The 24,176-nt window shown below is 49.9% G+C and carries 25 protein-coding genes; 10 read left to right on the top strand and 15 right to left on the bottom strand.

Annotation, left to right across the window (positions count from 1 at the left end):
- Positions 1-4 precede the first annotated feature (4 nt).
- The 6 genes from F552_RS0116470 to F552_RS19670 are packed head-to-tail and all read right to left on the bottom strand — an operon-like array spanning position 5 to position 5,012.
- A complete protein-coding gene (locus F552_RS0116470) occupies positions 5-670 on the bottom strand; it encodes a hypothetical protein (RefSeq protein ID WP_018152870.1) in 666 nt (221 codons plus the stop codon).
- A gap of 27 nt (positions 671-697) precedes the next feature.
- Positions 698-1,738, bottom strand: a complete 1,041-nt coding sequence (gene virB11, locus F552_RS0116465) for a P-type DNA transfer ATPase VirB11 (RefSeq protein ID WP_018152869.1) — start codon at positions 1,736-1,738, stop codon at positions 698-700.
- Positions 1,735-3,012 (bottom strand): TrbI/VirB10 family protein, encoded by a 1,278-nt coding sequence (locus tag F552_RS0116460; protein WP_018152868.1) that lies wholly within the window; start codon positions 3,010-3,012, stop codon positions 1,735-1,737. Before F552_RS0116460 ends, virB11 begins: the two co-directional genes overlap by 4 nt.
- A gap of 1 nt (position 3,013) precedes the next feature.
- Complete coding sequence (locus tag F552_RS0116455; RefSeq protein ID WP_018152867.1) at positions 3,014-3,772, bottom strand: TrbG/VirB9 family P-type conjugative transfer protein; 759 nt, start codon at positions 3,770-3,772, stop codon at positions 3,014-3,016.
- Positions 3,769-4,608 carry a VirB8 family type IV secretion system protein gene (locus tag F552_RS0116450; protein WP_018152866.1) on the bottom strand — a complete coding sequence of 280 codons (840 nt, stop codon included), beginning with the start codon at positions 4,606-4,608 and terminating at the stop codon, positions 3,769-3,771. Before F552_RS0116450 ends, F552_RS0116455 begins: the two co-directional genes overlap by 4 nt.
- Complete coding sequence (locus F552_RS19670) at positions 4,605-5,012, bottom strand: hypothetical protein (RefSeq protein ID WP_018152865.1); 408 nt, start codon at positions 5,010-5,012, stop codon at positions 4,605-4,607. The genes F552_RS0116450 and F552_RS19670 overlap by 4 nt, the downstream gene beginning before the upstream one ends.
- A 174-nt stretch (positions 5,013-5,186) precedes the next feature.
- Between F552_RS19670 and F552_RS0116440 the strand changes: the two genes are divergently transcribed.
- Positions 5,187-5,918: a TraX family protein gene (locus F552_RS0116440; RefSeq protein ID WP_169333612.1), complete on the top strand. Its 732-nt coding sequence runs from the start codon at positions 5,187-5,189 to the stop codon at positions 5,916-5,918.
- 8 nt (positions 5,919-5,926) lie between these two features.
- On the opposite strand, the gene F552_RS20200 is transcribed toward F552_RS0116440, so the two are convergent.
- Positions 5,927-6,547 (bottom strand): DUF4124 domain-containing protein, encoded by a 621-nt coding sequence (locus F552_RS20200; protein WP_281168694.1) that lies wholly within the window; start codon positions 6,545-6,547, stop codon positions 5,927-5,929.
- Positions 6,531-7,190 carry an orotate phosphoribosyltransferase gene (gene pyrE / locus F552_RS0116430; protein WP_026182827.1) on the bottom strand — a complete coding sequence of 220 codons (660 nt, stop codon included), beginning with the start codon at positions 7,188-7,190 and terminating at the stop codon, positions 6,531-6,533. Before pyrE ends, F552_RS20200 begins: the two co-directional genes overlap by 17 nt.
- 186 nt (positions 7,191-7,376) lie before the next feature.
- On the opposite strand from pyrE, the gene F552_RS0116425 reads away from it, so the two are divergent.
- From F552_RS0116425 to F552_RS0116415, 3 genes are read left to right on the top strand one after another with little or no spacing between them, the layout of a single operon-like run.
- Positions 7,377-8,156 (top strand): exodeoxyribonuclease III, encoded by a 780-nt coding sequence (locus tag F552_RS0116425; RefSeq protein ID WP_018152861.1) that lies wholly within the window; start codon positions 7,377-7,379, stop codon positions 8,154-8,156.
- Positions 8,157-8,214: 58 nt separating this feature from the next.
- Positions 8,215-9,930, top strand: a complete 1,716-nt coding sequence (locus F552_RS0116420; RefSeq protein ID WP_018152860.1) for an AmpG family muropeptide MFS transporter — start codon at positions 8,215-8,217, stop codon at positions 9,928-9,930.
- A 3-nt stretch (positions 9,931-9,933) separates the two neighbouring features.
- Positions 9,934-10,911, top strand: a complete 978-nt coding sequence (locus F552_RS0116415; protein WP_018152859.1) for an asparaginase — start codon at positions 9,934-9,936, stop codon at positions 10,909-10,911.
- A gap of 43 nt (positions 10,912-10,954) precedes the next feature.
- Here the strand turns inward: F552_RS0116415 and F552_RS0116410 are convergent, their stop codons facing one another.
- Genes F552_RS0116410 through F552_RS0116395 form a run of 5 tightly spaced genes read right to left on the bottom strand, consistent with a single transcriptional unit; the run spans position 10,955 to position 14,169 of the window.
- Complete coding sequence (locus tag F552_RS0116410) at positions 10,955-11,860, bottom strand: metal ABC transporter substrate-binding protein (protein WP_018152858.1); 906 nt, start codon at positions 11,858-11,860, stop codon at positions 10,955-10,957.
- A gap of 34 nt (positions 11,861-11,894) precedes the next feature.
- Positions 11,895-12,770 carry a metal ABC transporter permease gene (locus F552_RS0116405; RefSeq protein ID WP_026182826.1) on the bottom strand — a complete coding sequence of 292 codons (876 nt, stop codon included), beginning with the start codon at positions 12,768-12,770 and terminating at the stop codon, positions 11,895-11,897.
- A gap of 6 nt (positions 12,771-12,776) precedes the next feature.
- The gene (locus F552_RS0116400; protein WP_018152856.1) at positions 12,777-13,538 is read right to left on the bottom strand and encodes a metal ABC transporter ATP-binding protein; all 762 of its coding nucleotides are present in this window, start codon (positions 13,536-13,538) and stop codon (positions 12,777-12,779) included.
- Complete coding sequence (locus tag F552_RS20590; protein WP_018152855.1) at positions 13,535-13,705, bottom strand: hypothetical protein; 171 nt, start codon at positions 13,703-13,705, stop codon at positions 13,535-13,537. Before F552_RS20590 ends, F552_RS0116400 begins: the two co-directional genes overlap by 4 nt.
- A complete protein-coding gene (locus F552_RS0116395) occupies positions 13,702-14,169 on the bottom strand; it encodes a Fur family transcriptional regulator (RefSeq protein ID WP_018152854.1) in 468 nt (155 codons plus the stop codon). The genes F552_RS20590 and F552_RS0116395 overlap by 4 nt, the downstream gene beginning before the upstream one ends.
- Positions 14,170-14,441: 272 nt before the next feature.
- Here F552_RS0116395 and F552_RS0116390 point away from each other — a divergent pair, with 272 nt between their 5' ends.
- The 6 genes from F552_RS0116390 to F552_RS0116365 all read left to right on the top strand — a co-directional run bounded on the left by F552_RS0116390 (position 14,442) and on the right by F552_RS0116365 (position 21,725).
- Positions 14,442-15,857: a mannose-1-phosphate guanylyltransferase/mannose-6-phosphate isomerase gene (locus F552_RS0116390; RefSeq protein WP_018152853.1), complete on the top strand. Its 1,416-nt coding sequence runs from the start codon at positions 14,442-14,444 to the stop codon at positions 15,855-15,857.
- Positions 15,858-15,902: 45 nt separating this feature from the next.
- Entirely contained in the window at positions 15,903-17,033 is a 1,131-nt protein-coding gene (gmd, locus tag F552_RS0116385; RefSeq protein WP_018152852.1) for a GDP-mannose 4,6-dehydratase, read from the top strand.
- Between the two features lie 15 nt (positions 17,034-17,048).
- Positions 17,049-17,975, top strand: coding sequence for a GDP-L-fucose synthase family protein (locus F552_RS0116380; protein WP_018152851.1), 927 nt, complete (start codon positions 17,049-17,051; stop codon positions 17,973-17,975).
- A gap of 41 nt (positions 17,976-18,016) precedes the next feature.
- Positions 18,017-19,174 (top strand): DegT/DnrJ/EryC1/StrS family aminotransferase, encoded by a 1,158-nt coding sequence (locus F552_RS0116375; protein ID WP_018152850.1) that lies wholly within the window; start codon positions 18,017-18,019, stop codon positions 19,172-19,174.
- A gap of 319 nt (positions 19,175-19,493) precedes the next feature.
- Positions 19,494-20,519, top strand: coding sequence for a UDP-glucose 4-epimerase GalE (gene galE, locus F552_RS0116370; RefSeq protein ID WP_018152849.1), 1,026 nt, complete (start codon positions 19,494-19,496; stop codon positions 20,517-20,519).
- A gap of 105 nt (positions 20,520-20,624) precedes the next feature.
- Positions 20,625-21,725: an MraY family glycosyltransferase gene (locus F552_RS0116365; RefSeq protein WP_018152848.1), complete on the top strand. Its 1,101-nt coding sequence runs from the start codon at positions 20,625-20,627 to the stop codon at positions 21,723-21,725.
- A gap of 46 nt (positions 21,726-21,771) precedes the next feature.
- On the opposite strand, the gene F552_RS0116360 is transcribed toward F552_RS0116365, so the two are convergent.
- Both F552_RS0116360 and F552_RS0116355 read right to left on the bottom strand, forming a co-directional pair.
- Positions 21,772-22,944 carry a glycosyltransferase family 4 protein gene (locus F552_RS0116360; protein ID WP_083917534.1) on the bottom strand — a complete coding sequence of 391 codons (1,173 nt, stop codon included), beginning with the start codon at positions 22,942-22,944 and terminating at the stop codon, positions 21,772-21,774.
- A complete protein-coding gene (locus F552_RS0116355; RefSeq protein WP_018152846.1) occupies positions 22,887-24,170 on the bottom strand; it encodes a glycosyltransferase in 1,284 nt (427 codons plus the stop codon). Before F552_RS0116355 ends, F552_RS0116360 begins: the two co-directional genes overlap by 58 nt.
- Positions 24,171-24,176: the final 6 nt, after the last annotated feature.

Genomic DNA, 24,176 nt, shown 5'->3' with positions numbered 1-24,176 from the left:
TCTGTCATTCAATCAGAGCTTCGACATCACCGTTGCTGCGCTCATACAGACGTGCACGCTGGAAAAGCCGGTTGTCGATGTAGACATCGGCCACTTGCGGATTCGGATGAAAGACTTGCCAGACGATGCGGTGATATCGGTACACCGTGGTGTATCCGCCTTCACATTTCCCCCAGCTACTGCCGGCATGCAGTTTGTCACTGCAAACAGAATACGCCTTGGGTTTTTCGGTGCTGACGCAGGCAAGGGCGGTAGGCGGGGTATCACCATCCTTGTTAAAGGCATTCCAGTAACCGGTTGCGGGCGCGTTAAAGGAGATCGTGCCGGTACCTGCTTGCAGATAGCGACCCGTCATGCCGTTGGTACGGGAATCAATGGTGCCGGCAGGACAAAGGGCGTAGTGGTCCTGACGCATCTGGAAGTAGGTGCCTTTGGCTTTGGCACTGTCGCAGGACGGGATAAACGGGTCTTCCTGCGTCAACTGGTGATACAGCTCATTGATATCCGGCCGGCATTCGGCGACTGACGTTGGCCCATTCGGGTTGGCAAGGCACAGGACCAGCCTGCAGCCGCTATTGGCGTCCTGATAGTCGGCATGGCTGATGCACGGAAAGGTCAGCGTCAAGAGCAGGGTCGCCAGACTAAGGAAAGCGTAAATATGTCTTTTCATGGGTAGGTACCTGAATTGAGGAGTAGATTACTGGGTCATGCGCAAGCGTTTTTCCGGGTCATAGTCGATACCGGTGATATAGCGCTTGCCACCATGCGACGCGATATGTACCACCATGTCGATGGTGAGCATCAGCAAGCGCTTGATGACTTCAAATTCCAGCCCGGCACCTTCGGGCGAGGCCTTGATCATCAGGGCAAGCTGATCCCAGGCTTGCGAAGTGCTGCCGGCATGGCAACTGGTAATCGAACCCGGGTGCCCGGAGGCACAGTTACGGACAAAATAGAAGGATTCATCGCCACGCAACTCTGCAAGGATGATGCGATCCGGCTTCATGCGCAGGCAGGCTTCCATGCAGCTTTTGGCTGTGACGCTGGTAGTGCTTTGTCCGCCTTTTGAATACAGCAGATGCACAACGTTAGGGTGGGGAATGAACAACTCCCGGGCATCTTCAATGGTGACCAGCCGTTCTTCATGCGGGATATGCTCCACGAGCGATTTCATGAAGGTAGTTTTGCCACTGCCGGTAGCGCCAGCAACCACAATATTCTTTTTGTAGAGGACCGCCTGGCTGAAGAATTCTGCATATCGCTTGAGCTCTTTGAGTTCCAGTAGCTCCCGGTCATGGCTGGAGACAGTCGTGGAACTGTCCAGTATCTGGTCGAAAAAACCATCTTTTTTGTACTGCGCCAGGGAGCGGTTATGCTTGGCCGGCAGACGGATGGTGATGGAGACCTTGCCCGCATCACAGGCGGGCGGGATGACAAACTGTGCCCGTTGCCCGGTCGGAAACGTCAGGGATACCACCGGGTCTGTTTCCGTAATACGCTGGCCGGTTTTGCTTTCATTGACCACCGCTGTGCAAAAGTGCCGGGCCCGGTCAAACGTAAGCTGCTCCGCGCGAACCTTTTTCCAGCCATCGCGTGTTTCCAGATACAGTTCTCCGGGACGGTTAATGCAGATTTCGGTAACGTCCGGGTTGTTCAGGTATTCTGAAATTCCTAATACCTGATACTGGTAGTTGAGAAAGTCTGACGAGACTTTGGAAAGCGTGTCGGTTGCCATCATTCTTCCAGCACTGACGTAAAATCAATATCTTGCGCGGTATAGATATTGAGAAGCTCACCCTGGTGGATGGTAATGGTGGGAGCGCGATTGATGGTTTGCGCCAAGACTTTTTCCGGAATCTTGGACAGGGTTTCTACGGTCTTGCTGTCAAACGGTTCTTCGGTGACGGTCACTTTGCCCGTAGAGGTGTCTACATAGGATTTTTGTATTTTCGGGCCATGAACAATGGCCTGGTAGTTGAACACGTCTCCAATCATGCTCACCATGATGGCCGCGCCAAGGCGGGCTCCCCAGTGGGCGTCATAGTCGCCGGGGTGGCCCGCACCGCCCAGATTGTCTATCCCTGGGCTGGTCAAATGGATGTCCAACCCCGTTGGTGTAATAACCCGGTCCCAGATGACGGCAAGTCGGTCGTAGGATTTGTCGGAACCGCCCCCGTACTGGCCAAGAATCTTGGAGCCTCTGGGGATAAGCTGTGTTTTGCCGTTGACGGAATAGACGGGTTCTGTGGTCACGCACGCGGTAAACCCTTGTAAATCAGAAATGATTTTGCTTTCCAGCACGCAGCGGATATAGCTGCCTTTGACCAATAACGTATCGGCATTTTTCAGGCGTGTAGCACGTTGAGTATTACCCGACTGTGCAACCGGTTGCATGGCTGGATCAAACAGGGCGGTTGTGTCGCCTGACATGGGCGTTCTGGTCAAATTGTCAGACAGGGCTGTATTGCTGTTTGTTACCCCGACCGGACTGCCTGAGCCCAAGCGTCTTTCGGTCAGCGTGGGCATGTGCGCAAAGACACGGCCTGGCAGGGCTGTTGGCTGCTTTAAACCCGGGTTGTGTGAGACGGGTAGTACGGGAATCGCGGGTAGCGCAGCATTTTCAATATCAATTGATGGTTGTTCTTTGCCAGAGGTGGCCGCTATTGATGAGGGGGCTGGCAGATTGGTGCCTGCTTCAAGGTCCGGTATGGCAGGCAGCTTAACCCCTTGCGGCAGAGGGCGCTCTGGTATGACCAGATCCTGCTTTTGCGCCTCTTGCTCGATCACTTTAGGGGCTTTTTTGCCAATGCTTTTGAACATGGAAACTGCCAAGGTAAGGCCAATGATGCCGATTACCCCCAGAAACAGCATGGCTTTTTTGTTGAGCCGCCGTGACATGCCGGAATCCAGTCTGGGAATATTCTTATCCAGGTCGGGTAGTGCGATGGATGGTTCTGACGGTAGTTCTGGCATGGCAGGGTGGGCTTCGTCATGTGGGTGTTGGTAATTCATGTCAGTTCCTGCGAAGACCTACGACATCTTTGCCATGGCGCAATACCAGATACGGATAGGTGCCATGAATGATGATGGTGTTGTTTTGCACACTGGTATTGATAAGGTGTTCGGTGGTGTTGTCTTGTTCTCGGGCGAATACGCTCGGGAACTCGGTGAGTGCAGGCATTTGGATATAGGTGAAATGCTGGTCGTCATATACCTTGACGGGCACCATCCATGCAGCGGATTTGCCTGCTGAAAATTCATAATGCGTGTTGTAGTTACGCAGCCCGGAAATGCGAGTGCTAGCTTCAGCCCGATTGGCGTCAGTAACGACGTGGGAGGATGCTGTTGTCTCTTGTTGAAGCGGTGCATCCGGGTAATCAAAGCGGATTTTGTAATTCACGCCATCTTTTTTGGCGGCGGCCAGACTTTTCCAGCTTTTGCTGACAATGCGCAAATCAAACAGGTACACCCGTTTGCTGGTACGCACGTACATATTGGTATCAGACTGAAGGTCTTTGGGTTTAAGGTAGATAACATTGTCGCGGCGGACCATCTCCCAGCCTGTCGAAAAGCCGGAACCAAAGTCCTTGATCTCGTCTTTGGCATCGAGTTCGATTTGTGTCGCAATTCCAAGCCCGGCATTGATGGCATACACCTGATCAGGCTGGTAGGTGTAGGTAACAACGGGCTCTGCGGCTGCATGCCCCATGATAAAGACGCCGCTTGCCAGGAAGCACAGTGAATGCCGGTAACGGCCATACTGGCGCATCATGGCGTCACCCCAGGCATGGCGGGTGCATTGACGGTTGCCGAAGTCACGGGTGTTGCGGCTGGCTGGGTTTGCGGCGGTGTCGGAGCTAATTGCAATGCGCTGACATTGATGCTGGTGCTATCCGGGTCTACCCGGTAGGAAGTTACCCTGAAGCCGAGTGGGTTTTCTACCCTGAGCTCTTCTTTCATTTTCAGATTATTACTGTACTCGAAGGCAATGCTGGCAATTTTGCTGTCCGCAGACTCAATGCGGGCGGCTTGCTTGTTGATGACCAAACGATCAAAACGTACCTCTGCAGAGGTCGGTGGTTTCCCGCTTTCTGCCCCTTTCAGGATGATGGTTTTGATGCGTATGCGCAGTGATTTGCTTTGTCCGTAAATGGTGTCAGGGTTCAGCGGATTATTGCTGTTAAACAGGGCGATATACTCGGATGCAACACTGGATGCCGACATGGCATTGACGATATTCCAGTCTCTTCTGCCGATCAGATCCCAGTCGTATGATTCTCTGGCGGTCACAAAACGGGCCACATTACTTTTGTTAATGGCTTCGCTGCTAGTGATGCTGGCATTGTGGAAATCATCGTTCAATCTGGCAATGCTGCTGCTACCGGTAAAGGGGTCGGCCATCACCAGATAGGGGATCTTCTCTTTTAGCGGCAACACAAACATGTAACCCATGGCCAGTATTACGGCAAGTCCGGAGGCTGCGCCAGCAACTATCCATGCGCGTTGCTCACTTTTCTGGATGGTGTCAGACAAGGTGATTTCAAAATTTCTGGCATCTTTTACCAGTTTGCGGATGTGTGTGGTGTCGTGCTTGTTATGTAATTTCATGGCATTGAAGGCTTGCTGTCCGAAGTAGTAGTGACAGAAATGGTGTTGTTTGCTGTCTGCTCAATGCGGATGCCCTGAGTACGGTAAATGGCCTGCAAGGCAGCCAGTGCTTCCGCCAGTGTTGCCGTACGGATTTCACCTGCCTGCTTGTTCAGACTGAAATCTGACGTGTGCTGATAAGACAGTGTGGTGCCGGTATCCATCGCCCATCGGCCCAGCAGGTTCTTCAGGGTTTTGTCGATAGGTAATGCGTAATAGCGATATGGATGCGTTAACGGAATTTCCTGGATGTCTTTCGCATACTCGTTAACGGGGGCCCAGTTGCCGCCATAATTGGGGGGTGTGGCGGAACAACCGGCCAAGGAGTAACTCAGCGCGGTAACAAGCAATATTCGGTAGTGCATATTTTCCCTTTATGCATATGTAATATTTATTTTGCATTAAGGCTGGCGATTCTAATACAATCCATTTGTCATATCAATCCTTTGTCATAAATTTGTTTGGTCTGCCATGTGACGCAGCGAAGGAGGGATGCAGATATATAAGATCAGGATGTTGTAGGGTAAGGGTCAATGGTGATGCAAAGAAAAACGCGGGTGCGTATTAAGGGGCAGGAATCCGGATGGGCTATCACGGATGCGGGATTGCGGTTGATGAAGTGGCTGGCACTGGTCTTGATGGTGGCAGACCATATCAACAAGTATCTGTTTAACTGGCAATATCCCGTCATCTTTGCGGTCGGGCGAGTATCGATGCCATTGTTTGCCTTGGTACTAGCACATCATCTTGCCCGTATGCATGCACTGCCACTTGAGCGGATGCAGGCCTTATTAAAGCGGCTGCTGGTATTTGGACTGCTGGCGTGCCCTGTGTATATCGGTTTGGGACGAACTGGTCCTTATCTGAATGGTGTTTTGCCGCTGAATATTTTGCTGAGCTTTTTTGTGGCGGTTCTCGGCATGTATTGGTGGCGATGTGGGCTAGCCATTGGTCAACTGGCTGCTGTAGGCTTGTGTCTGGCGGGGGGGTATTTTATTGAATATGGCTGGGTTGTGCTGCTCATCATCTATGCAGGCACAATCTTCTTTCGCGAACCATCTTTTGCCAACATTGGCTTGCTGATTGGCGCGGTGGCAACGCTTCAGTGGGTCAATGGCAATGCCTGGGCTCTGATGGTGTTCCCGGTACTATGGTTTGCTGCCAATCTGAAGCGTGATGTGTCTTTGCCAAGCGCCAAACTGTTCTTTTATGGTTTTTACCCCCTGCATCTGCTCATGCTTTGGGGGGTAAAACTCTGGCTACTGGGGTAGTGTGGGCGTTAATTGCTTGCTTTGGGCTGTGTCAGTTCAAGAAAGCGCTTTTTATCGTCCTCTGCGTCTTGACGGATACGTGCCTGATCCTTGAGTTTTTGTGCCAGAAGCTGGTTCAGGTTTTGCTGTTCTTTCTGAGAGTCCAGAATATCTTGCTGCAGGTCTTGCGGGACGGGCTTTTTGGCCTTTTTGAACTGATCGCTTTGACGAAGGTAAGTGTCTGAACGCACTTTGGCGGATTTGATACTGGCGCGCAAGGCGTTGATATCGCCCTGAACCGGTTGCAGGTCGCGGTCGCGTTTGCGGTCGATATCGGCAGTGGAGTTAAAGCTGGAAACCAGTGCTTTGTCGTGTAGCGTGGCTTCCTGCTTTTTCTGTTGTGCAGCCCGTTGCTGGCTGGCTTCCAGTTCTTTTTGCTTGCGTTGTTCCGGCGTCAGGTAGCCGTCTGTCTTGCTGATGACGGCCCCTTGCTTGTTAAGTACCGCGGTACCAGAGCGAGTGCTCCCCGGGTATTTGTCGCTATACTGAACCCGGCCGTTTTCATCGACCCAGCGGTATAGTTCTGCCCTTGCCATGCCGGATAGCAATAGCAAGGCCGAAAGTAACAAGCATTTAGATACCGGATGCATTCGTGACAACCCCATATTGTTTTCTGTATGCGGTGATTTTAGGCAAGTGCTGTGCCAGGTCTTTGCGATCGGTCAAGAATTCGAACAGGTTATCCAGTTTTGCAATCGAAATCACGGACAGGCCATGTTGCTGCTCGACTTCCTGTACGGCAGAGAGCTCTCCCTGACCTTTTTCCATGCGGTCGAGCGCAATGGCAACCCCTGCTGGCGTCGCACCGGCTTGGCGGATCAGGGTAACGGATTCACGTACCGACGTGCCGGCAGAGATCACATCGTCCACGATGATGACGTTGCCTTTGAGCGGTGCGCCCACCAGTGTGCCGCCTTCGCCGTGATCTTTGGCTTCTTTGCGGTTAAACGCGAACGGCACATTGTGACCTTTTTCGGCCAGGGCGATGGCAATGCTGGCGGCCAGCGGGATGCCTTTGTAGGCTGGCCCGAACAGCATGTCGAACTGAATGCCGGAATCCAGGATGGCTGTGGCATAAAACTGGCCCAGACGTCTCAGGCTATCGCCATCGTTAAACAAGCCGGCATTGAAGAAATACGGGGACAGGCGCCCGGCTTTGGTGACGAACTCGCCAAAGCCCAGTACACCGCGTTCAACTGCAAATTCAATAAAGTCCGTGCGAAAGTTACTCATCCGTTTTACCATCTGATGTTTTGATGAAGTGCTGGTGTCTGGTGTTTTTGATCGGGGTGCTTTTGAAGCGAACCCTGCAAACCCGGACAACCCATGACTGCGAACGGCGTAGCGCGCATGCAGAATGGGTATAAAGACAGCGTGACAGGGTCAAGTATAGAAGTTTTGTAACGGGAAAGCGAATCCATGCGTATTGTTTCTGCCAATTTGAACGGTATCCGCTCTGCAACCAGCAAAGGGTTTCTGGACTGGATGCAAGGATCAGGTGCGGATGTGGTCTGTCTGCAAGAGCTGAAGGCGCAGGCAGCAGACATGACACCGGCGTTTCTGGCACCAGATGGCTACCATGGATTTTTCCATTACGCCGAGAAAAAGGGGTATAGCGGCGTGGGTATTTATAGCCGCCAGCAGCCCGACCAGGTGATTACCGGTTTGGGCATCCCTGACTTTGATGCGGAAGGCCGGTATTTGCAGGTGGATATTGGCAAGTTGTCGGTCATCTCTCTGTATTTGCCATCCGGCTCCAGCTCGGAAGAGCGGCAGGCGGTAAAGTTTGACTTCATGGATCGCTTCTGGCCGACGCTGGAACGTTTGATGAATGAAGGGCGCGAAGTGATTATCTGTGGTGATTGGAATATTGCCCACCATGAAATCGACTTGAAGAACTGGAAAGGCAATCTGAAAAACTCGGGTTTCCTGCCGGAAGAACGCGCCTGGATGACCAAGGTTCAAAATGAACTGGGGTGGGTGGATACCTGGCGTACCTTGTATCCGGATGTACCGGGGTATACCTGGTGGTCCAACCGCGGGCAGGCTTATGCCAAGGATGTGGGCTGGCGTATTGACTACCAGCTGGCCACGCCTGCCATTGGCAAACTGGCGACTAGCAGCAGTATCTACAAAGAGATCAAGTTTTCTGACCATGCACCGCTGATCGTGGATTATGACTGGGTGTTGGGCAGCTGATGCCACTGGTGCCAATGGTAGTGCGAATGTGCTTTGTTAAAGATAAAGGTTTCTGTTCATGATGCGTCGTCATTCTTTGCAATCTGTCCATCGGTATCTGGCTATCCTGTTGCTGGGGTTCGCGTCCGGCTTGCCCCTGGCATTGAGCGGACAGGCCATGCAGGCCTGGCTCACGGTAGATTGCGTCGATATTGCGACGATCGGCTTTTTTAGTCTGGTGGGTTTGCCTTACACGTTCAAGTTCTTGTGGGCGCCTTTGATGGACCGGTTTGAACTGCCGTTCCTGGGAAGGCGTCGCGGCTGGCTGGTGCTGACGCAACTGGGGCTGGCGGCGGTATTGTTCTGGATGTCAGGTAGCTCGCCCAAGGCGGATACCCATGCGTTTGCCCTGCTGGCCTTGCTGGTGGCTTTCTTGTCAGCGTCGCAAGACGTGGTGATTGATGCGTACCGTACCGACGTACTGGAAGATAGCGAGCGCGGGCTGGGATCGTCTTTTGGGGTGTTTGGCTACCGCCTGGCCATGATTTTGTCCGGCGGGATTGCCCTGATCTGGGCAGATCCGGTGCAGGGGTTCGGCTGGGGGTGGGGTCATGTCTATTCGGTGATGGCGGCGATCATGGTGGGGGCGGCAGTATGTTCTTTGCTGCTGATCCCGAGCGTACCAGCGCACCTGACGGCCCCGACATCTGATGCCCGTCGTGACTTGATCGGTTTTGTGGCTGTGGCGCTGGCGGTATTCGCCGGGTACCAACTCACCAACCGTGTTGTGGCTCCCCTGTCTGACGCGGTGCTGTCTCCCTTGTTTTCTGCGCCCGTGGTCACTGTCGCGCCGGTGACGCCGGCTGCAACCCCGGCCGTGCTACCGGCAAAAGTGGCTGACAAGCCCGTCTTGGCGACCGGTACGGCAAAAGCCGGTCCGATTTGTATCGACAAAAAAGACCTGCCAAAGAAAGACGCGCCGAAAAAGCCGGATGATCCGAAAAAGAAATGGGCGGATTTGCTGACCTTGCTGCTAGGGGTTGCAATTACCGTACCGCTGGCGTGGTGGGTGGCCAAACTGGCCCGGTTTGAAACCCTGAATACCTCGCTGGGCAGCTATTTTAGCCAGCAGGGGGCACTGGCGTTCCTGGGCTTCATCATTCTCTACAAACTGGGGGATGCATTTGCCGGTTCCCTGACCACGCCGTTCCTGATCAAGGGGATGAACTTCGCCCAGGCAGAAGTGGGGGTGGTCAATAAGGTGATTGGTATCTGGATGACCATTGGCGGGGCGTTGCTGGGTGGTGCCTTGATGCTGCGGCTGGGGCTGTACCGGTCGCTGATGCTGTTTGGCGTGTTGCAACTGGTGTCGAATTTTGGATTTTATCTGCTGGCGGTCATGGGCAAGGGTGCGTGGGGGACGTTTACCTTGCCGGCTTTTGATTGGGTGGTGGTATCGCTCAAAGAAGCATCGCCGGTAGATAATTTGCTGCTGGGGGTGGTGGCGTTTGAAAACATCACCAGCGGTATGGGAACGGCTGCCTTTGTGGCTTTCCTGATGGCGCTGTGCAACCAGCGTTTTAGTGCAACACAATATGCGCTGCTATCGGCATTTTCGGCCATTGGCCGGGTGTGGGTTGGCCCCATGTCTGGCGTGTTGTCCGAGTCGATTGGCTGGCCATCGTTCTTTGTCTTCTCTGCTGTCATGGCCGTACCGGGTTTGTGGATGCTCTGGCGCATGCGCGACAGTATCTACACCCTGGTGCGCCCTGCAGACGCCCCTCTGGAGGATTAACGCATGTCTTTACCTACCATCGCCCTGATTGCCACGGGTGGAACCATTGCCGGTCAGGCCGCCAATGCCAACGAGGCGGTACGATACCAGCCTGGGGCACTGGATGTGTCAGCACTATTGTCTGCCGTGCCGGGGCTGGATGCCCTGGCAACCTTGCAGGCTGAACAGCTGTATGCCATAGACAGTGCTCATATCACTGCCGCGCACTGGCAACAGCTGTCTTGCCGCGTACAACAATTGCTGGATGATGACACCGTGGATGGTGTGGTGATCTTGCACGGTACTGATACCATGGAAGAAACCGCATGGTATCTGCACTTGACGGTGTCTTCTGACAAACCGGTGGTGTTGACGGGTGCCATGCGGCCAGCTACCGCGCTGTCTGCTGATGGCCCGATGAACCTTTACCATGCGGTCAGTGCCGCAGCCCAAAAAGCCAGCCGGTCTCGCGGGGTGCTGGTGGTGTTTGGCGATGCCATTCTGTCTGCGCGTGGTTTGCAAAAGCGGGATGCAGTACCCGCCGCTTTTGATGCAGACCGCTATGGCCGCTTGGGGATGATTGCCGGTGCGGATGTCTTTTATTACCAGCAACCAGCGCGTCAGCATGGCGGCTTGATGCCTTCTTCTGCTGAATTGCCGCAGGTGGGGCTGCTGTATGCCTATGCCGACATGCCGGCAGCACTGATTTTTGCCGCGGCTGAAGGGGTTAAAGGGCTGGTGCTGGCAGGCTTGGGTAACGGTAATCTCCGCCCGGACTGGCTTGAAGCCGTATCCGGTTTGATTGCCCGCGGGGTGGTGGTGGCGCGCGCCAGCCGCGTACCCAACGGGACGGTGGTGCATAACCGCACCTATGAGGACGATGTATTAGGATTGGTCAGCTGTGATAATCACACACCCCCACAAGCCCGGCTGCTGCTGATGCTGGGGCTGGCCAAAGGGTTGACGCGTAGCGGCCTGCAGAGCCTGTTTGATACCTATTAACGGATATTTGTCTTCACGGGCTGGCCCTGGCCCGTGTTCTTGCTTAGTTTTTCTTCATGCCAGCCACCAGAACGGCAATGTTATGGCGATACATATTGAGATAGGTGCCGGCGGGGCCGTTGGTTTTGGAGAGCGCGTCGGAAAACAGCCGGTCACTGACGCTCACGCCGCCTTCCGTACTGAGCTGCTGCAGTAGCTTCGGATTACTGATGTTCTCTACAAAGACCGCCCGGATTTTCTCCTGCTTGATCTGATTAATCAGGTTGGCGACGTCCTTAGGGGCGGCTTCTGCCTCTGTATTCATGCCCTGCGGCGACAAGAACCGGATGCCAAAGCGTTTGGCCAGATAACCAAATGCATCGTGAGAGGTAATCACCCTGCGTTTACTGGCCGGAATGGCGCCAACTTCTGCGCTGACCCACTTTTGTAGCTGGTCCAGCGCCATCAGGTAGCTGGCTGCATTTTTGTTGTAATACGCGGCATTGGCCGGGTCATTGTCGGACAGACCTTTGGCAATATTGCGGACATATTGCTGTACCCGAACCGGGTCCTGCCAGGCATGCGGGTCGGTGGCTTGTTTGCCGTCTTCTTGCATGGTTTGTGCGGTAATGCCATTGCTGACAGTAATCAGCTTGGCCTTGGAGCCGGAGGCCTGCAGCAAGCGCGGCATCCACCCGTCAAAACCCAGTCCGTTCAGAAAAACCACCTTGGCCTGCCCGACGGCTTGGGCGTCTTTGGGCGCTGGCTGGAAAATGTGTGCGTCCTGATCCGGGCCGACTAGCGTCATGACGGCGACCTTGCTCCCCCCTACCTGGCTGACCAGGTCGCCCAGTACCGAGAAACTGGCAACTACCGGTAGTTTGCCAGCTGCCCACAAGGGTTGACCAGCAAGGCTGAGCCCTAGCAACAATAGGCCAGCGAGTTTTTGCAACGACAGAAATGGTTTCATGCATGCGTCCGTGAATTGGAGTATTGAGCCTGAATCAGGCTTCCAGATGTCTGAGCTTCAAAAGCCGCCATACCAGGCCGCCACGGCTGCCAAACAGCAGTGAGCCGATATAACCGAGCCCGGCCGTCAGGATGATGGACGGGCCGGAAGGCAGGTTGCCGTGATAGGAGATGAGTAGCCCGATATACCCGGACAGCAGGGCTAACACCAGTGCGGCCACGCAAAGCTTGGGCAGGTTATCCGTCCATAGACGGGCGCTGGTCGCCGGTAGCATCATCAGCCCGACAGCCATCAGGGTTCCCAGCGCCTGAAAACCGGCCACCAGATTGAGTACGACCAGAATCAGGAAGGCAAAGTGGGCCAGCGCACCCCGTCCGCCAACTGCCCGCATGAACTCCGGATCAAAACTCTCGATGACCAGCGGGCGATAGAAAATGGCCAGCACGGTCAGGGTAAAGGTGGCGATGCCCGCTACCAGCAACAGGGCGGCATCATCCACGGCCAGTACCGTGCCGAACAGGATATGCATCAAGTCAACATTGCTACCCCATTTAGACACCAGCAACACCCCGGTTGCCAGCGATAACAGATAGAAGGCCGCAAAGCTGGCATCTTCTTTCAGTTCGGTCAGCCGGGTGACGGCACCCGCCAGTAGTACCACCACCAGTCCGGCGATCAATCCGCCAATGCTCAGTGCCACCAAAGACAGGCCATAAGCGATAAAGGCGATGGCGGCCCCCGGCAAAATGGCATGACTCATGGCATCACCCATCAGGCTCATGCGGCGCAGAACCAGTAGCAAACCGATAGGTGCGCAGCCTAATGCCAGTGCAAAACAGCCGACCAGCGCATGCCGCATGAAAGCAAAATCGGCAAAGGGTTGCCAGAGCAAGGCGTAAAGATCAGTCATCATGGCTTATGCTGCTTCTGTAGAGGGAGTTTCGTCACGGTGGCAGATGGCGGCATTTTCCAGCCAGTTCTCGGCCATGACATTGGCGCGCTGCAGGTTCTCCCGGGTCAGCACCACATCGGTTGCTCCCCAGGCGACACACTCTTTGGCCATCAGCACGGTCTCGGAGAAATGGTTACGTACCTGCTCGTAATCATGCAGCACGCTAATGATGGTGCGGCCTTCATAACGCCAATGGTCAATCAGGTGCAGCAAATCGGTTGTTGTGCGGGTATCGATGGCGGTAAAGGGTTCGTCCAGCAGGATGAGCGGCGCATCCTGCAACAGGATGCGGGCAAACAGCACGCGCTGAAACTGGCCGGATGACAGGCTGCCAATATGCCGTGGGCCAAAGCCTTCTAGCCCCACTTTGATCAAGGCAGCTTCTGCCGCTGCACGGGCTTTTTGACTGACGCCACCAAACCAGCCACTGTGCTGCCAGTTGCCCAGCAGCACGGTATCCAGTACGGAAATCGGAAAAGAGCGGTCAATGCTGGCTTGTTGCGGCAGGTAGGCAATGTCTTTGGCCTTGTGCTTGCCAAAGCGCACCATGCCGTCAGGGGTCGGCATTAGCCCGACGATGGCTTTCAGCAGCGTGCTTTTGCCTGCCCCGTTCGGGCCGATAATCGCCGTCGCAATGCCTTCCTGAAACTGGCCGGAGACATGATGTACCGCCGGATGACGATGGTAGCTTAGCGTGACATTGTGTAAAGAAATCGCGGCTGTCATGCAACCCCCAATGCCCACCAGACACCGGCCCATAACAACAGGAGGACAGGGCTGATCAGCAGGAGTCGTTGCCAGACCGGTGCAGACAAGAGCGTCCACGCCGCAAACCGGGACGGCTTTGCTGCCGGAGTAATGTGTACATGGTCATGCAGGTGCGAGTGGCTCATGCGGGGGCTCCCGGGTTGGTCTTTTGGCAGGCGCTGCATAGGCCCTTGATTTCCAGTTCCTGATGGCCCGGCGTAAACCCCAGTGCTGCAACCGCATCCGTCAGATGGGACATCCAGGGTGCATCGGCAATTTCCGTGACCCCATGGCAGTTTTCGCATACCAGCAGTACGCCATGATGATGCGGCAACGCAAATTCAGGGCAAGCCACGAACGCATTCAGGGAATCCAGTCGATGAATCAGTCCGACCTGCAGCAGAAAATCCAGCGCCCGGTAGACCGTAGGCGGTGCTGCAGTGGGGCGGCTCTGCTGCAGTTCAGAGAGAATGTCATAGGCCTTCATCGAGTGCCCGTGCGAAAGCAACAGGCTCAGCACATCACGGCGGATATCCGTGAGCTTTTCTCCGCGGGTGACGCACCAGCGCTGGGCTGCGTTGAGTTGGTCGGGTAAGGTCAATGTGGCCATGTTGGATAGCTATAGTTTGCAAACGAGGTTTATGTGGAATGTTATATTATTCCATTTGTTATAATGTAACAAATTTAAGCTTCAATTCGCAAGTCGAATATATAAAATGTGAGAAATCTTTCCTGTGAAAGTCGGAGATATCGCAAAAGCATATCCAGGACTAATTGCGAGTTGATCGGCTGCATGAAACAATAGGGTACAAGTACTTGTTGCGTTCTAGGTAGCTACATCATCAGCTTGCTGAGCGGCGTTTTAATTTTAAAGATAAAAACATGCTAATTCCTGTCATTTTGTCTGGTGGTGCCGGTACCCGGCTTTGGCCGGTTTCCCGAGAAGCGCATCCTAAACCATTCATGCGTCTGCCGGATGGCTTTAGCCTTCTGCAAAAAACGATGCAAAGAGCCAGCTCGCTGACTGGGGTTTCCCGGGTGTTAACAGTGACCAACAAGGAATATTATTTCCAGACTCGGGAAGAATATTCGCATCTGAAAAATCTGACGGTACCCATGGATTACCTGCTGGAACCCATGGGCCGAAATACGGCGCCTGCCATTGCGTTAGCTGCGTACTGGGCGAAAACCTATGCCCCAGATGCCACATTACTGGTGCTGCCGGCGGATCATTTGATCGAAGATCTGGCGGGTTTCGAGCAGACGGTAGAAAAGGCGCTAACCTTGGCTGAGCAGGGACGATTGGTCACCTTTGGTATCCAGCCTGACCATCCGGAAACGGGCTACGGTTATATTGAGCTGGGCGATGCCAATGGCGTCGGTCATGATATTCGCCGGTTTGTCGAGAAACCGGATGTTGAGACGGCAAGTCAATATCTGGCCAGCGGCAAATTTGTCTGGAATGCCGGGATGTTTGCTTTCAAAGCCAGTGTTTTCCTGGATGCCCTGCAAACCCATTGCCCTGATCTTTGCCAAATGGCAGCAGTGTGCTGGGAAAAAACACAGGAAACCGGCGTCACGCCCTGGTTGCTGGATACAGGGAGTTTTCAGCAATTACAGGATATTTCCATCGACTATGCGGTGATGGAAAAAGCGACAAATGCAGCAGTCATCCCAGCCGCATTTGACTGGAATGACATTGGTGTCTGGACAGCCATGGAGAGCACGTTGACGCCAGATGCGGCGGGTAACCGTGTGGATGGCGAAGCCTTGCTAATTGACAGTCAAAACTGTTATGTCAGGTCTGAGAGCCGCCTGGTTGCAGGCATTGGGCTGGAGGATATGCTGATCATCGATACCGCAGACGCCTTGCTGATCGCCCCTAAAGAAAAAGCGCAGGATGTCAAAAAGATTGTTGCCCGTCTGAAGGCGAGTAACCATGAGGCATTCAGACTACACCGCACCGTACACCGGCCATGGGGAACCTATACGATTCTGGAAGATAGTCCGGGCTATAAAATCAAGCGCATCGTGGTAAAAACCGGTGCCAGTTTGTCTTTACAGCTGCATCACCATCGTTCCGAACATTGGGTGGTAGTAAGCGGGACTGCCAAGATTGTGAATGGAGAAACCGAAGTATTGGTGCGCACCAATGAGTCGGCCTATATCCCGGCAGGCACACCACATCGTTTGATGAATCCGGGGGTCATAGATTGTGTCATGATCGAGGTTCAGAGCGGACAATATCTGGGAGAAGATGATATTGTCAGGCTGGAAGATAATTACGGACGTTTATAGTCGTCAAAACAGCCAATCACCGACGATTACCAAGGAATACATGCCATGTCGCAAAAAGTTGCGTTGATTACAGGGGTTACCGGCCAAGATGGTGCTTATCTTGCAGATTTTCTGCTTGAAAAGGGCTATATCGTTCATGGTGTGAAGCGCCGAACTTCTCTGTTTAATACTGATCGAATCGATCATATCTTTCAGGACCCGCATGTGTCTGATGGCCGGTTTACGCTCCATCATGGGGACATGACGGATTCATCCAGCCTCATTCGAATTATTCAGCTTGTACAGCCAGATGAAATCTATAACCTGGCAGCACAAAGCCACGTGGCTGTTTCATTTGAGGAGCCAGAATATACGGCGAACTCTGATGGCCTGGGTGCCTTGCGGATTCTTGAAGCTATCCGGATTCTGGGGCTGGAAAAGAAAACCCGTTTCTATCAGGCATCTACATCCGAATTGTACGGGCTGGTGCAGGAAATTCCGCAAAAGGAAACCACCCCGTTTTACCCTCGTAGCCCGTATGCAGTTGCGAAACTGTACGCCTACTGGATCACTGTGAACTATCGGGAAGCCTATGGCATTTATGCCTGTAACGGCATCCTGTTCAATCATGAATCGCCAATCCGTGGCGAGACATTTGTTACCCGAAAAATTACCCGCGCAATTGCCAGGATTGCGCTTGGTGTCCAAGAGTGCCTATACCTTGGCAACATGAATGCATTGCGGGATTGGGGACATTCCAAAGACTATGTCGAAATGCAATGGCTCATGCTGCAACAAGACAAACCGGAAGACTTTGTCATTGCAACCGGTGAACAGCATAGCGTCAGAGAGTTTGTTTCCCTTACCGCTGCAGAATACGGTATCGAACTGGAGTGGCAAGGGACGGGCGTGGATGAAACGGCCATTGTCCGGAATGTACGCGGCAATGTCGTGCCCGAATCAGTCAACCTGATCGGTAAAACTATCGTACGAGTTGATCCACGCTATTTCCGCCCGACGGAAGTAGAAACCCTGCTGGGTGATGCAAGTAAAGCCAAGCAAACACTGGGTTGGTCTCCGCGAATTACCTTTATGGAACTGGTGGCAGAAATGGCGCAAGCCGATTTGCTACAGGCCCGGCAAGAACTGCATGTAAAAGCGGGCGGTTTCGATGTGCCTCAGCCGCATGGCCTCTAAGCGAGTGCTTATCATATGAAGATTTTGCTTACGGGCGGCTCCGGCATGGTTGGTCGTAATCTGCAACAACATGCTTTAGCCGGACAGCATCAGCTACTTGCGCCAAGCAGCAAGGAGCTAAACCTGTTTGATGCAAAGCAGGTGCAGCAATGGTTGTCTGAAAATCAGCCCGATCTGATTATTCATGCCGCCGGACGCGTGGGCGGTATTCAAGCCAATATGCGTGAACCCGTCCGGTTTCTGACCGAAAATCTGGATATGGGACAGAATCTGGTGTTGGCGGCCAGAGCATCTGGTATAAAACGATTGCTGAATATTGGCAGTTCTTGCATGTACCCTCGGAATCGAGAGGGGGCGCTACAAGAGTCAGACATTCTGACCGGTGAACTGGAGCCTACCAACGAAGGTTATGCCCTAGCCAAAATCACGGTTGCGCGTCTGTGCGACTATATCAGCCGTGAAACCCCCGAGTTTATCTACCGCACTATTATTCCGTGCAATCTCTATGGTGCGTTTGATAAATTTGATCCGCGCTGGTCACATCTCATCCCTGCTATATTGCACAAATTGCACCAGGCCAAACTGAACGGAGAAGCCAGTGTCGAGATCTGGGGAGATGGTACGGCAAGACGCGAGTTCATGTTTGCCGAAGATTTATGTGAGGCCATGTCCGCCTGTATCGAACGTTTTGATGAACTGCCTGACTACATGAACGTTGGTCTGGGTTATGATTATATGGTAAATGAGTATTACCAGGCGGCGGCCGAGGTTGTTGGATATACAGGCACGTTTCACTTTGATTTGACTAAACCAGTTGGCATGGCCAGAAAGCTGACAGATGTTAGCCGGGCCACGTCATTTGGCTGGACGGCCAGCCATAGCCTGAAAGAAGGTTTGAGCAAAACCTACCAATATTATCTGGACTATCTGAAACAGGGCTGAACCCTCCAACAGTTACTCTGGATATCAACGAAAGAAGCACAATGACTTACCCGCTAGCCAGTACCACTTGGGACCAAGCCGAATACGCCGCCATGCAACGTGTGATCGATTCGGGCATGTTTACCATGGGTAAAGAGGTCGCCGCGTTTGAAAAAGCTTTTGCTGACTATGCAGGTAGCAAATACTGCGTGATGGTGAACTCAGGTTCATCCGCTAATCTGGCCATGATTGCTGCTTTGATGTTCCGTAAACAGGGGGCACTCAAGGCAGGAGATGAAGTGATTGTTCCTGCCGTATCCTGGAGCACGACCTACTACCCGCTGCAGCAATATGGTCTGAAATTGAAGTTTGTCGATATCGATAAAGACACGCTCAACATGGATTTGGTGCAGCTGGAAGCGGCCATTACGGCAGAGACCAAGGCCATTCTGGCGGTTAATCTGTTGGGTAACCCGAATGATTTCATGGCGATCAATCAACTGATCGCGGGTAAAGACATCCTTCTGTTGGAAGACAATTGCGAATCCATGGGGGCGACCCTGGATGGCAGGCAAGCAGGTACATTTGGCCTAATGGGCACTTTTAGCAGTTTCTTCAGCCATCACATCGCCACCATGGAAGGCGGGCTGATCGTGACGGATGACGAAGAGTTGTATCACATCCTGTTATGTATCCGCGCACATGGCTGGACACGCAATCTACCCAAGTTCAATCATGTTTGTGGTGAGAAAAGTGACGATCCGTTTGAGGAGTCATTCCGGTTTGTTTTGCCAGGTTATAACCTGAGACCGCTTGAACTATCTGGCGCCATTGGCCAGGAACAGGTAAAGAAACTACCGGAAATGATTCGGATGCGTCGCGAAAATGCGCTGTTCTTCCAAGAAAAAATGGCAGATGTGCCATATATCCGAATTCAAAAAGAAACAGGTAATAGCAGCTGGTTCGGCTTTGCCATGATTCTGCAACCTGATGCACCTTATTCGCGCAAGGAACTTGCAGCTAAATTGATGTCAGCAGGCGTAGAAGTACGCCCGATTGTTGCGGGCAATTTTGCCAAGAATGAAGTGTTGAAGTGGTTTGACTATGAAGTGCATGACAAATTACCAAATGCAGAAGATATCGATGCAAATGGGTTGTTTGTCGGGAATCATCATTACAATTTGCATGCATCAATTCAATTGCTACAGTCGTTACTATAGCTTTTAATGCATAAGTTATTCTTTGTCTTAAAATGCTTATCGTGATAGAAAATACACTTTTTAGTTATAGATTGGCGTATTAAAAATAAAATAAGAAACTATAAGTAAGCAATTGGTGAACTTGTTCTTTTAGTCGATTTTCTAACCAAGAAATAAGATTTTCTTTTCGAATACTAAGAAAAATTATGCTCAAAAATGAGAGAAAATAAAAATTAACCTTTCAATATGGTTTACTTGCTATAGATATTAATATCGTACTAATAAAAATTTATGCATCAAAGAAAAGTATTGACTGCCTCGGCTGATGAGAGATTGCGCAATGAAAAGTGATAGAACTGTGCTTGTAACTGGTGGAGCAGGTTATATTGGTTCTCATACATGCATTGAACTTCTCCAAGCGGGCTGCAAGATCGTAGTACTTGATAATTTGTGTAATTCAAGGCTTGAGAGCTTAAAGCGGGTGGAGGAGATTACAGGTAAGACTATTGACTTTGTCCTTGGTGATGTTAGAGATCAGGTATGCCTTGAGCAGATATTTCTAAAGCATGAAATTGACGCCGTTATGCATTTTGCAGGTCTAAAAGCAGTTGGTGAGTCTACTGAAAAGCCATTAATCTACTATGAAAATAACGTGCAAGGCACTCTTACACTGCTGCAAGTGATGCAACGTAATTCTGTCCATGTAATGGTCTTTAGCTCGTCTGCGACTGTTTATGGAGATCCGGAGTCATTACCAATAAAAGAAGATGCACCAGTACAACCTGCTAGCCCTTATGGGCGCAGCAAGCTTATGGCTGAAGAAATTTTGCAAGACATTTGCCGAGTGGATAAATCATTTAAAGTAGCAATTTTAAGATATTTTAATCCGGTCGGGGCACATGATAGCGGATTTATCGGTGAAAGTTCGAATGGAATTCCCAACAATTTGATGCCTTATATAGCACAGGTGGCTATAGGTAAGCGTGATAGATTAAATATATTTGGAAATGATTATCCAACACCTGATGGGACTGGAGTCAGAGATTATATTCATGTGGTTGATCTAGCCAAGGGCCATTTGAAGGCCCTGGAGGCTCTGCAGGTACGTGAAGAGAATCTTTTCACCGTTAATCTTGGAACTGGTAAAGGTTATTCTGTTTTGGAAGTTGTGAAGGCTTTCGAGAAAGTAAGTGGTAGAGAAATACGTATTGCCTTCTCATCACGCAGGAGAGGTGATGTAGCTGCATACTATGCAGACCCAGCACTAGCGCATGATATTCTTGCATGGAAAGCTATCGCGGGACTAACAGAGATGTGTGAGAGTACTTGGAAATGGCAATTGAGCAATCCATCTGGTTTTAATTGAAATCACCTTCTGGATGAGATTAATTCCCTTGTTTTACACCTCACTTCGCACCCAATAGTCCCAATATCATAAATGGATGCACTCTAAAAACGTAGGTAGGGACTTATGCTCGTTGGGGTTTTCTTTTTAGCTTTTTTAGGTAGTTTATTTGCCTCGATTGTTTTGATACGAACACAGCATCTGCACGCTCATCTGAGTATGGATACTGATCTAGTCGGTGTTCAGAAATTTCATGCAAACCCAACGCCCAGAATTGGTGGCCTCTCTATTTTGCTAGGGATGCTTCTGGCATTTATCCTGGTTTTGTGGACCGAGGTTACTACACAAATAATATTTAAAACAATTTTACTTTCCAGTATTCCGGTATTTACAGCAGGTTTCCTTGAAGATATTACAAAAAAAGTGGCGCCAAGATGGCGTTTGATTGCTGCATTTATTTCGGCAGCTTTGGGTATAGGATTATGTGGCAGTCTTTTACCTAAATTAGGCGTTCCAGGTGTAGATGCAATATTGTTTCTCTATCCTGTAACATCCATTTTGCTGACAATTTTCGCCGTTGGCGGAGTGTGTCATTCCATCAATATCATTGATGGATACAATGGGCTTATGGGTGGCGTCTCACTATTTGCATTGTTAGCATTTGCTTTTGTTTCTTTGGCAAGTGGTGATATACCATTACTAACTTTATGCTTAGCAAGTATTGGGGCGGTATTAGGTTTTTTAGTGTGGAATTTTCCAAAAGGAATGATTTTTGCTGGAGACTCTGGGGCTTATTTTATTGGTTTTTTACTTGCGGAAATAGCAGTGCTTCTTGTATCTCGCCACCCTGCTTTAGTATCGCCATGGTTCCCATTTTTGGTTCTGATTTACCCTGTTTTCGAAACTGTATTTTCAATTTATCGACGGAAAATCAGGCATATGCCGGCAGGTCTGCCTGATAGCATGCATTTTCATCAAATGGTATATAAGCGGTTAGTCTTATGGATGGTTGGTAGCAAAGAGGCGACGCATCTTACTCGTCGTAATAGTATGACGGCCCCCTACCTTTGGGGGATGGCGCTATTTTCCATAATGCCAGCAATGATATTTTGGCGTCATGAACTACTACTAAAGATATGTGCACTGATTTTTGTCATTGGCTATCTTTGGGCATATCGCAGTTTAGCCACATTTAACGCGAAAAGTCGATTTTTAATACGTAAATGATATTTGTGGCATACCATAAGGATGATTGCACTTTATTCCTCAAAACTTACTGTATTATTTTTTGCCTACGAAGTAAATCAATGTATTGGTTGATTATGATTTCTTCGTCGAAATTTTTTCTTACCATATCACGAGCTGCTGCCCCCATTCTCATTCTTTCACTAGGAGTCATATCAATTAATTTTAGACAACAAGCAGCAAGCTGATTAGGGTTTTTTATTTGGCAGAGAAACCCGGTCACATTATCAATCACTACGTCCCGGCATCCTACATTATCGGTTGTTATAATAGGCTTTTCCATGGAGGCGGCCTCCATTAGTACACGTGGAACTCCTTCGCGATAAAATGAGGGTAAAACTACACAATCAGCGTTAGCGATATATGACCTCACATCATCTGTTACCCCTAAGTATTCGATAGAACCATCAGACTCCCATTGAGCAATTTCATCGCGGCTGATAGCGGATGGGTTTGCCTCTTGGCATGGGCCAAGCAATTGAAAAATGGCATTGGGATAAGATTTTCTGAGTAATCTTGCTGCTTGAACAAATTCCGCTATGCCTTTGTCCCAAAGCATTCTCGATATTAAGAGAAATCTTATATTTTCATCTATTAAATTACTTTTGATAGGAGAAAAAAATTTTGTGTCAACTCCTTCGCTATGCAATAATTTCGTGCGCTGTTCGTTAATTATCCCTTCTGAAATAAAAGTTTCTCTATCGTCACGATTAAGAAACCATACCTCATTGGCATGTCTCAGGGCAAGTTTGTAAAGAGATTTGGCAGTATAGGTAATCCAGTTTCTTTTTGTAAATGTATAACCAAGGCCTGTCGTTACAGCAATTGACTTTAGTGATGAAATTTTTGCTGCAATAGTTCCATATATATTGAGCTTTATAGTATAGTGAATAACAAGGCTGGGTTTTATTCTCTTGTAGATAAGTCTTATTTTCCAGAATAAATAAATATCTTTGAATGGATTTATGCTGCCACTATATATTGGAATATGCTCTAGTTTACAACCTAAGTCACGCAGTTTTTCTGAGTATGCATCGGTTGGCGCTACAACAATTACTTCAAATCCTGATTTGATTAGATAATTAATCAAGCCTTTACGAAAGTTGTATATTGACCAAGATGTGTTAGAAGCAATAACTATTTTTATAATGTGTTGCCATTTTTTTGTTTCATTAATGTAATGATTTCTTCTGAAATACATGTTGTGTCATCCATGGGTATTGCTGATATATTCTCTTTGTATTTGTTAAGGCTTTTTGTTTTTATGTCTTCTATAAATTCTTCTAATGTTAGATATGCATTGTATCTGGAAAGTAGCAGCCCAAGTTCACTATCTTTTTGGATGCCAATGGAAAGTATTTTTTTTCCGGTAGCAAGATATTCGAAAACTTTTCCTGTTAGAACGCCTTTTCTCTCTTCAGTTTCAGACTCCATTAATAATAGGACTTCTGCATCGCGCTGAATCCTCATGCAATCACTTCGTGATATATGTCCGACGAAATTAACATACTCATCAATGTTGTGCATTCTTGCCCGTGCCATTAAGTCGCCAGGTGATTTTGATGCAAAAACAAGTTGAAATGAGGTAGATGATATTTCTCCCGAAAGTTTTAATGCATGCATTTCTTTAAATAAGGGTGTTGGATCTTGAAATTCAGGGTAAATGCTGCCCGTATATGCGATTCTAAATTTATGATCATTTGGGAAAAAACGCTTACGCGGGAGTGTGCTATAGGACTGATGATCAATGTCATTCAAAATAACTTTTGTTTTTTCTTCAAAACCAAGATTATGAAAGTATGACGCCAGCCCATTGCTAACAGTAGTTATCAGATCTGCATTTTCTAAAACAAATTTCTCTAGAATTTTTTCTATGGAACGAAAGATTCCAGCTCCTAAAAAATGCGGGTTACCGACCCATAAATCACGAAAATCAGCTATAAATATGACTTCTGGATTGAGCTTCTTCCAGATAGCTGCTACTACTAAAGATATGTAGGGGCCATGAGTTGCAATTATTATTTTTGGTTTTATTTTTTTTAATGACCAAAAAATACTAAAAGCCCATATATCATATAAACAGGGAAGCCTGTATGTAAAAATGCCTCGGCTTCGATTTGCGCTATTTTTCGATTCTTCTAGAGTGGCTTTTTTTATACGGCTGTTTACGCGAATCTGATTAAGATATTTGATGATTTTAAGTGATAGTGATTTTGTATAAAATACGTTGAATTGTGATGGAGTTCTGTTCTGAAGCTCATTGTATGGGCCAGAAATAACAGATAAATCATAGGTTATTGCCAACTCATTAGCCCAGTTTTTTGGTCGTACCGCCCCAATTGACTCATCCGGAGGGAAAAAAAATGCTAATAAAGCAATTTTTTCTCGTGAGAGATTGTTTTCGGGTTTTTCAAATGAATTTTTCATGTTTAT

Source organism: Leeia oryzae DSM 17879 (assembly GCF_000376945.1).
GTDB classification, from domain to species: domain Bacteria; phylum Pseudomonadota; class Gammaproteobacteria; order Burkholderiales; family Leeiaceae; genus Leeia; species Leeia oryzae.
Note: the sequence above shows the minus strand (reverse complement) of the source record. Positions and strands in the feature narration are given on the sequence as shown.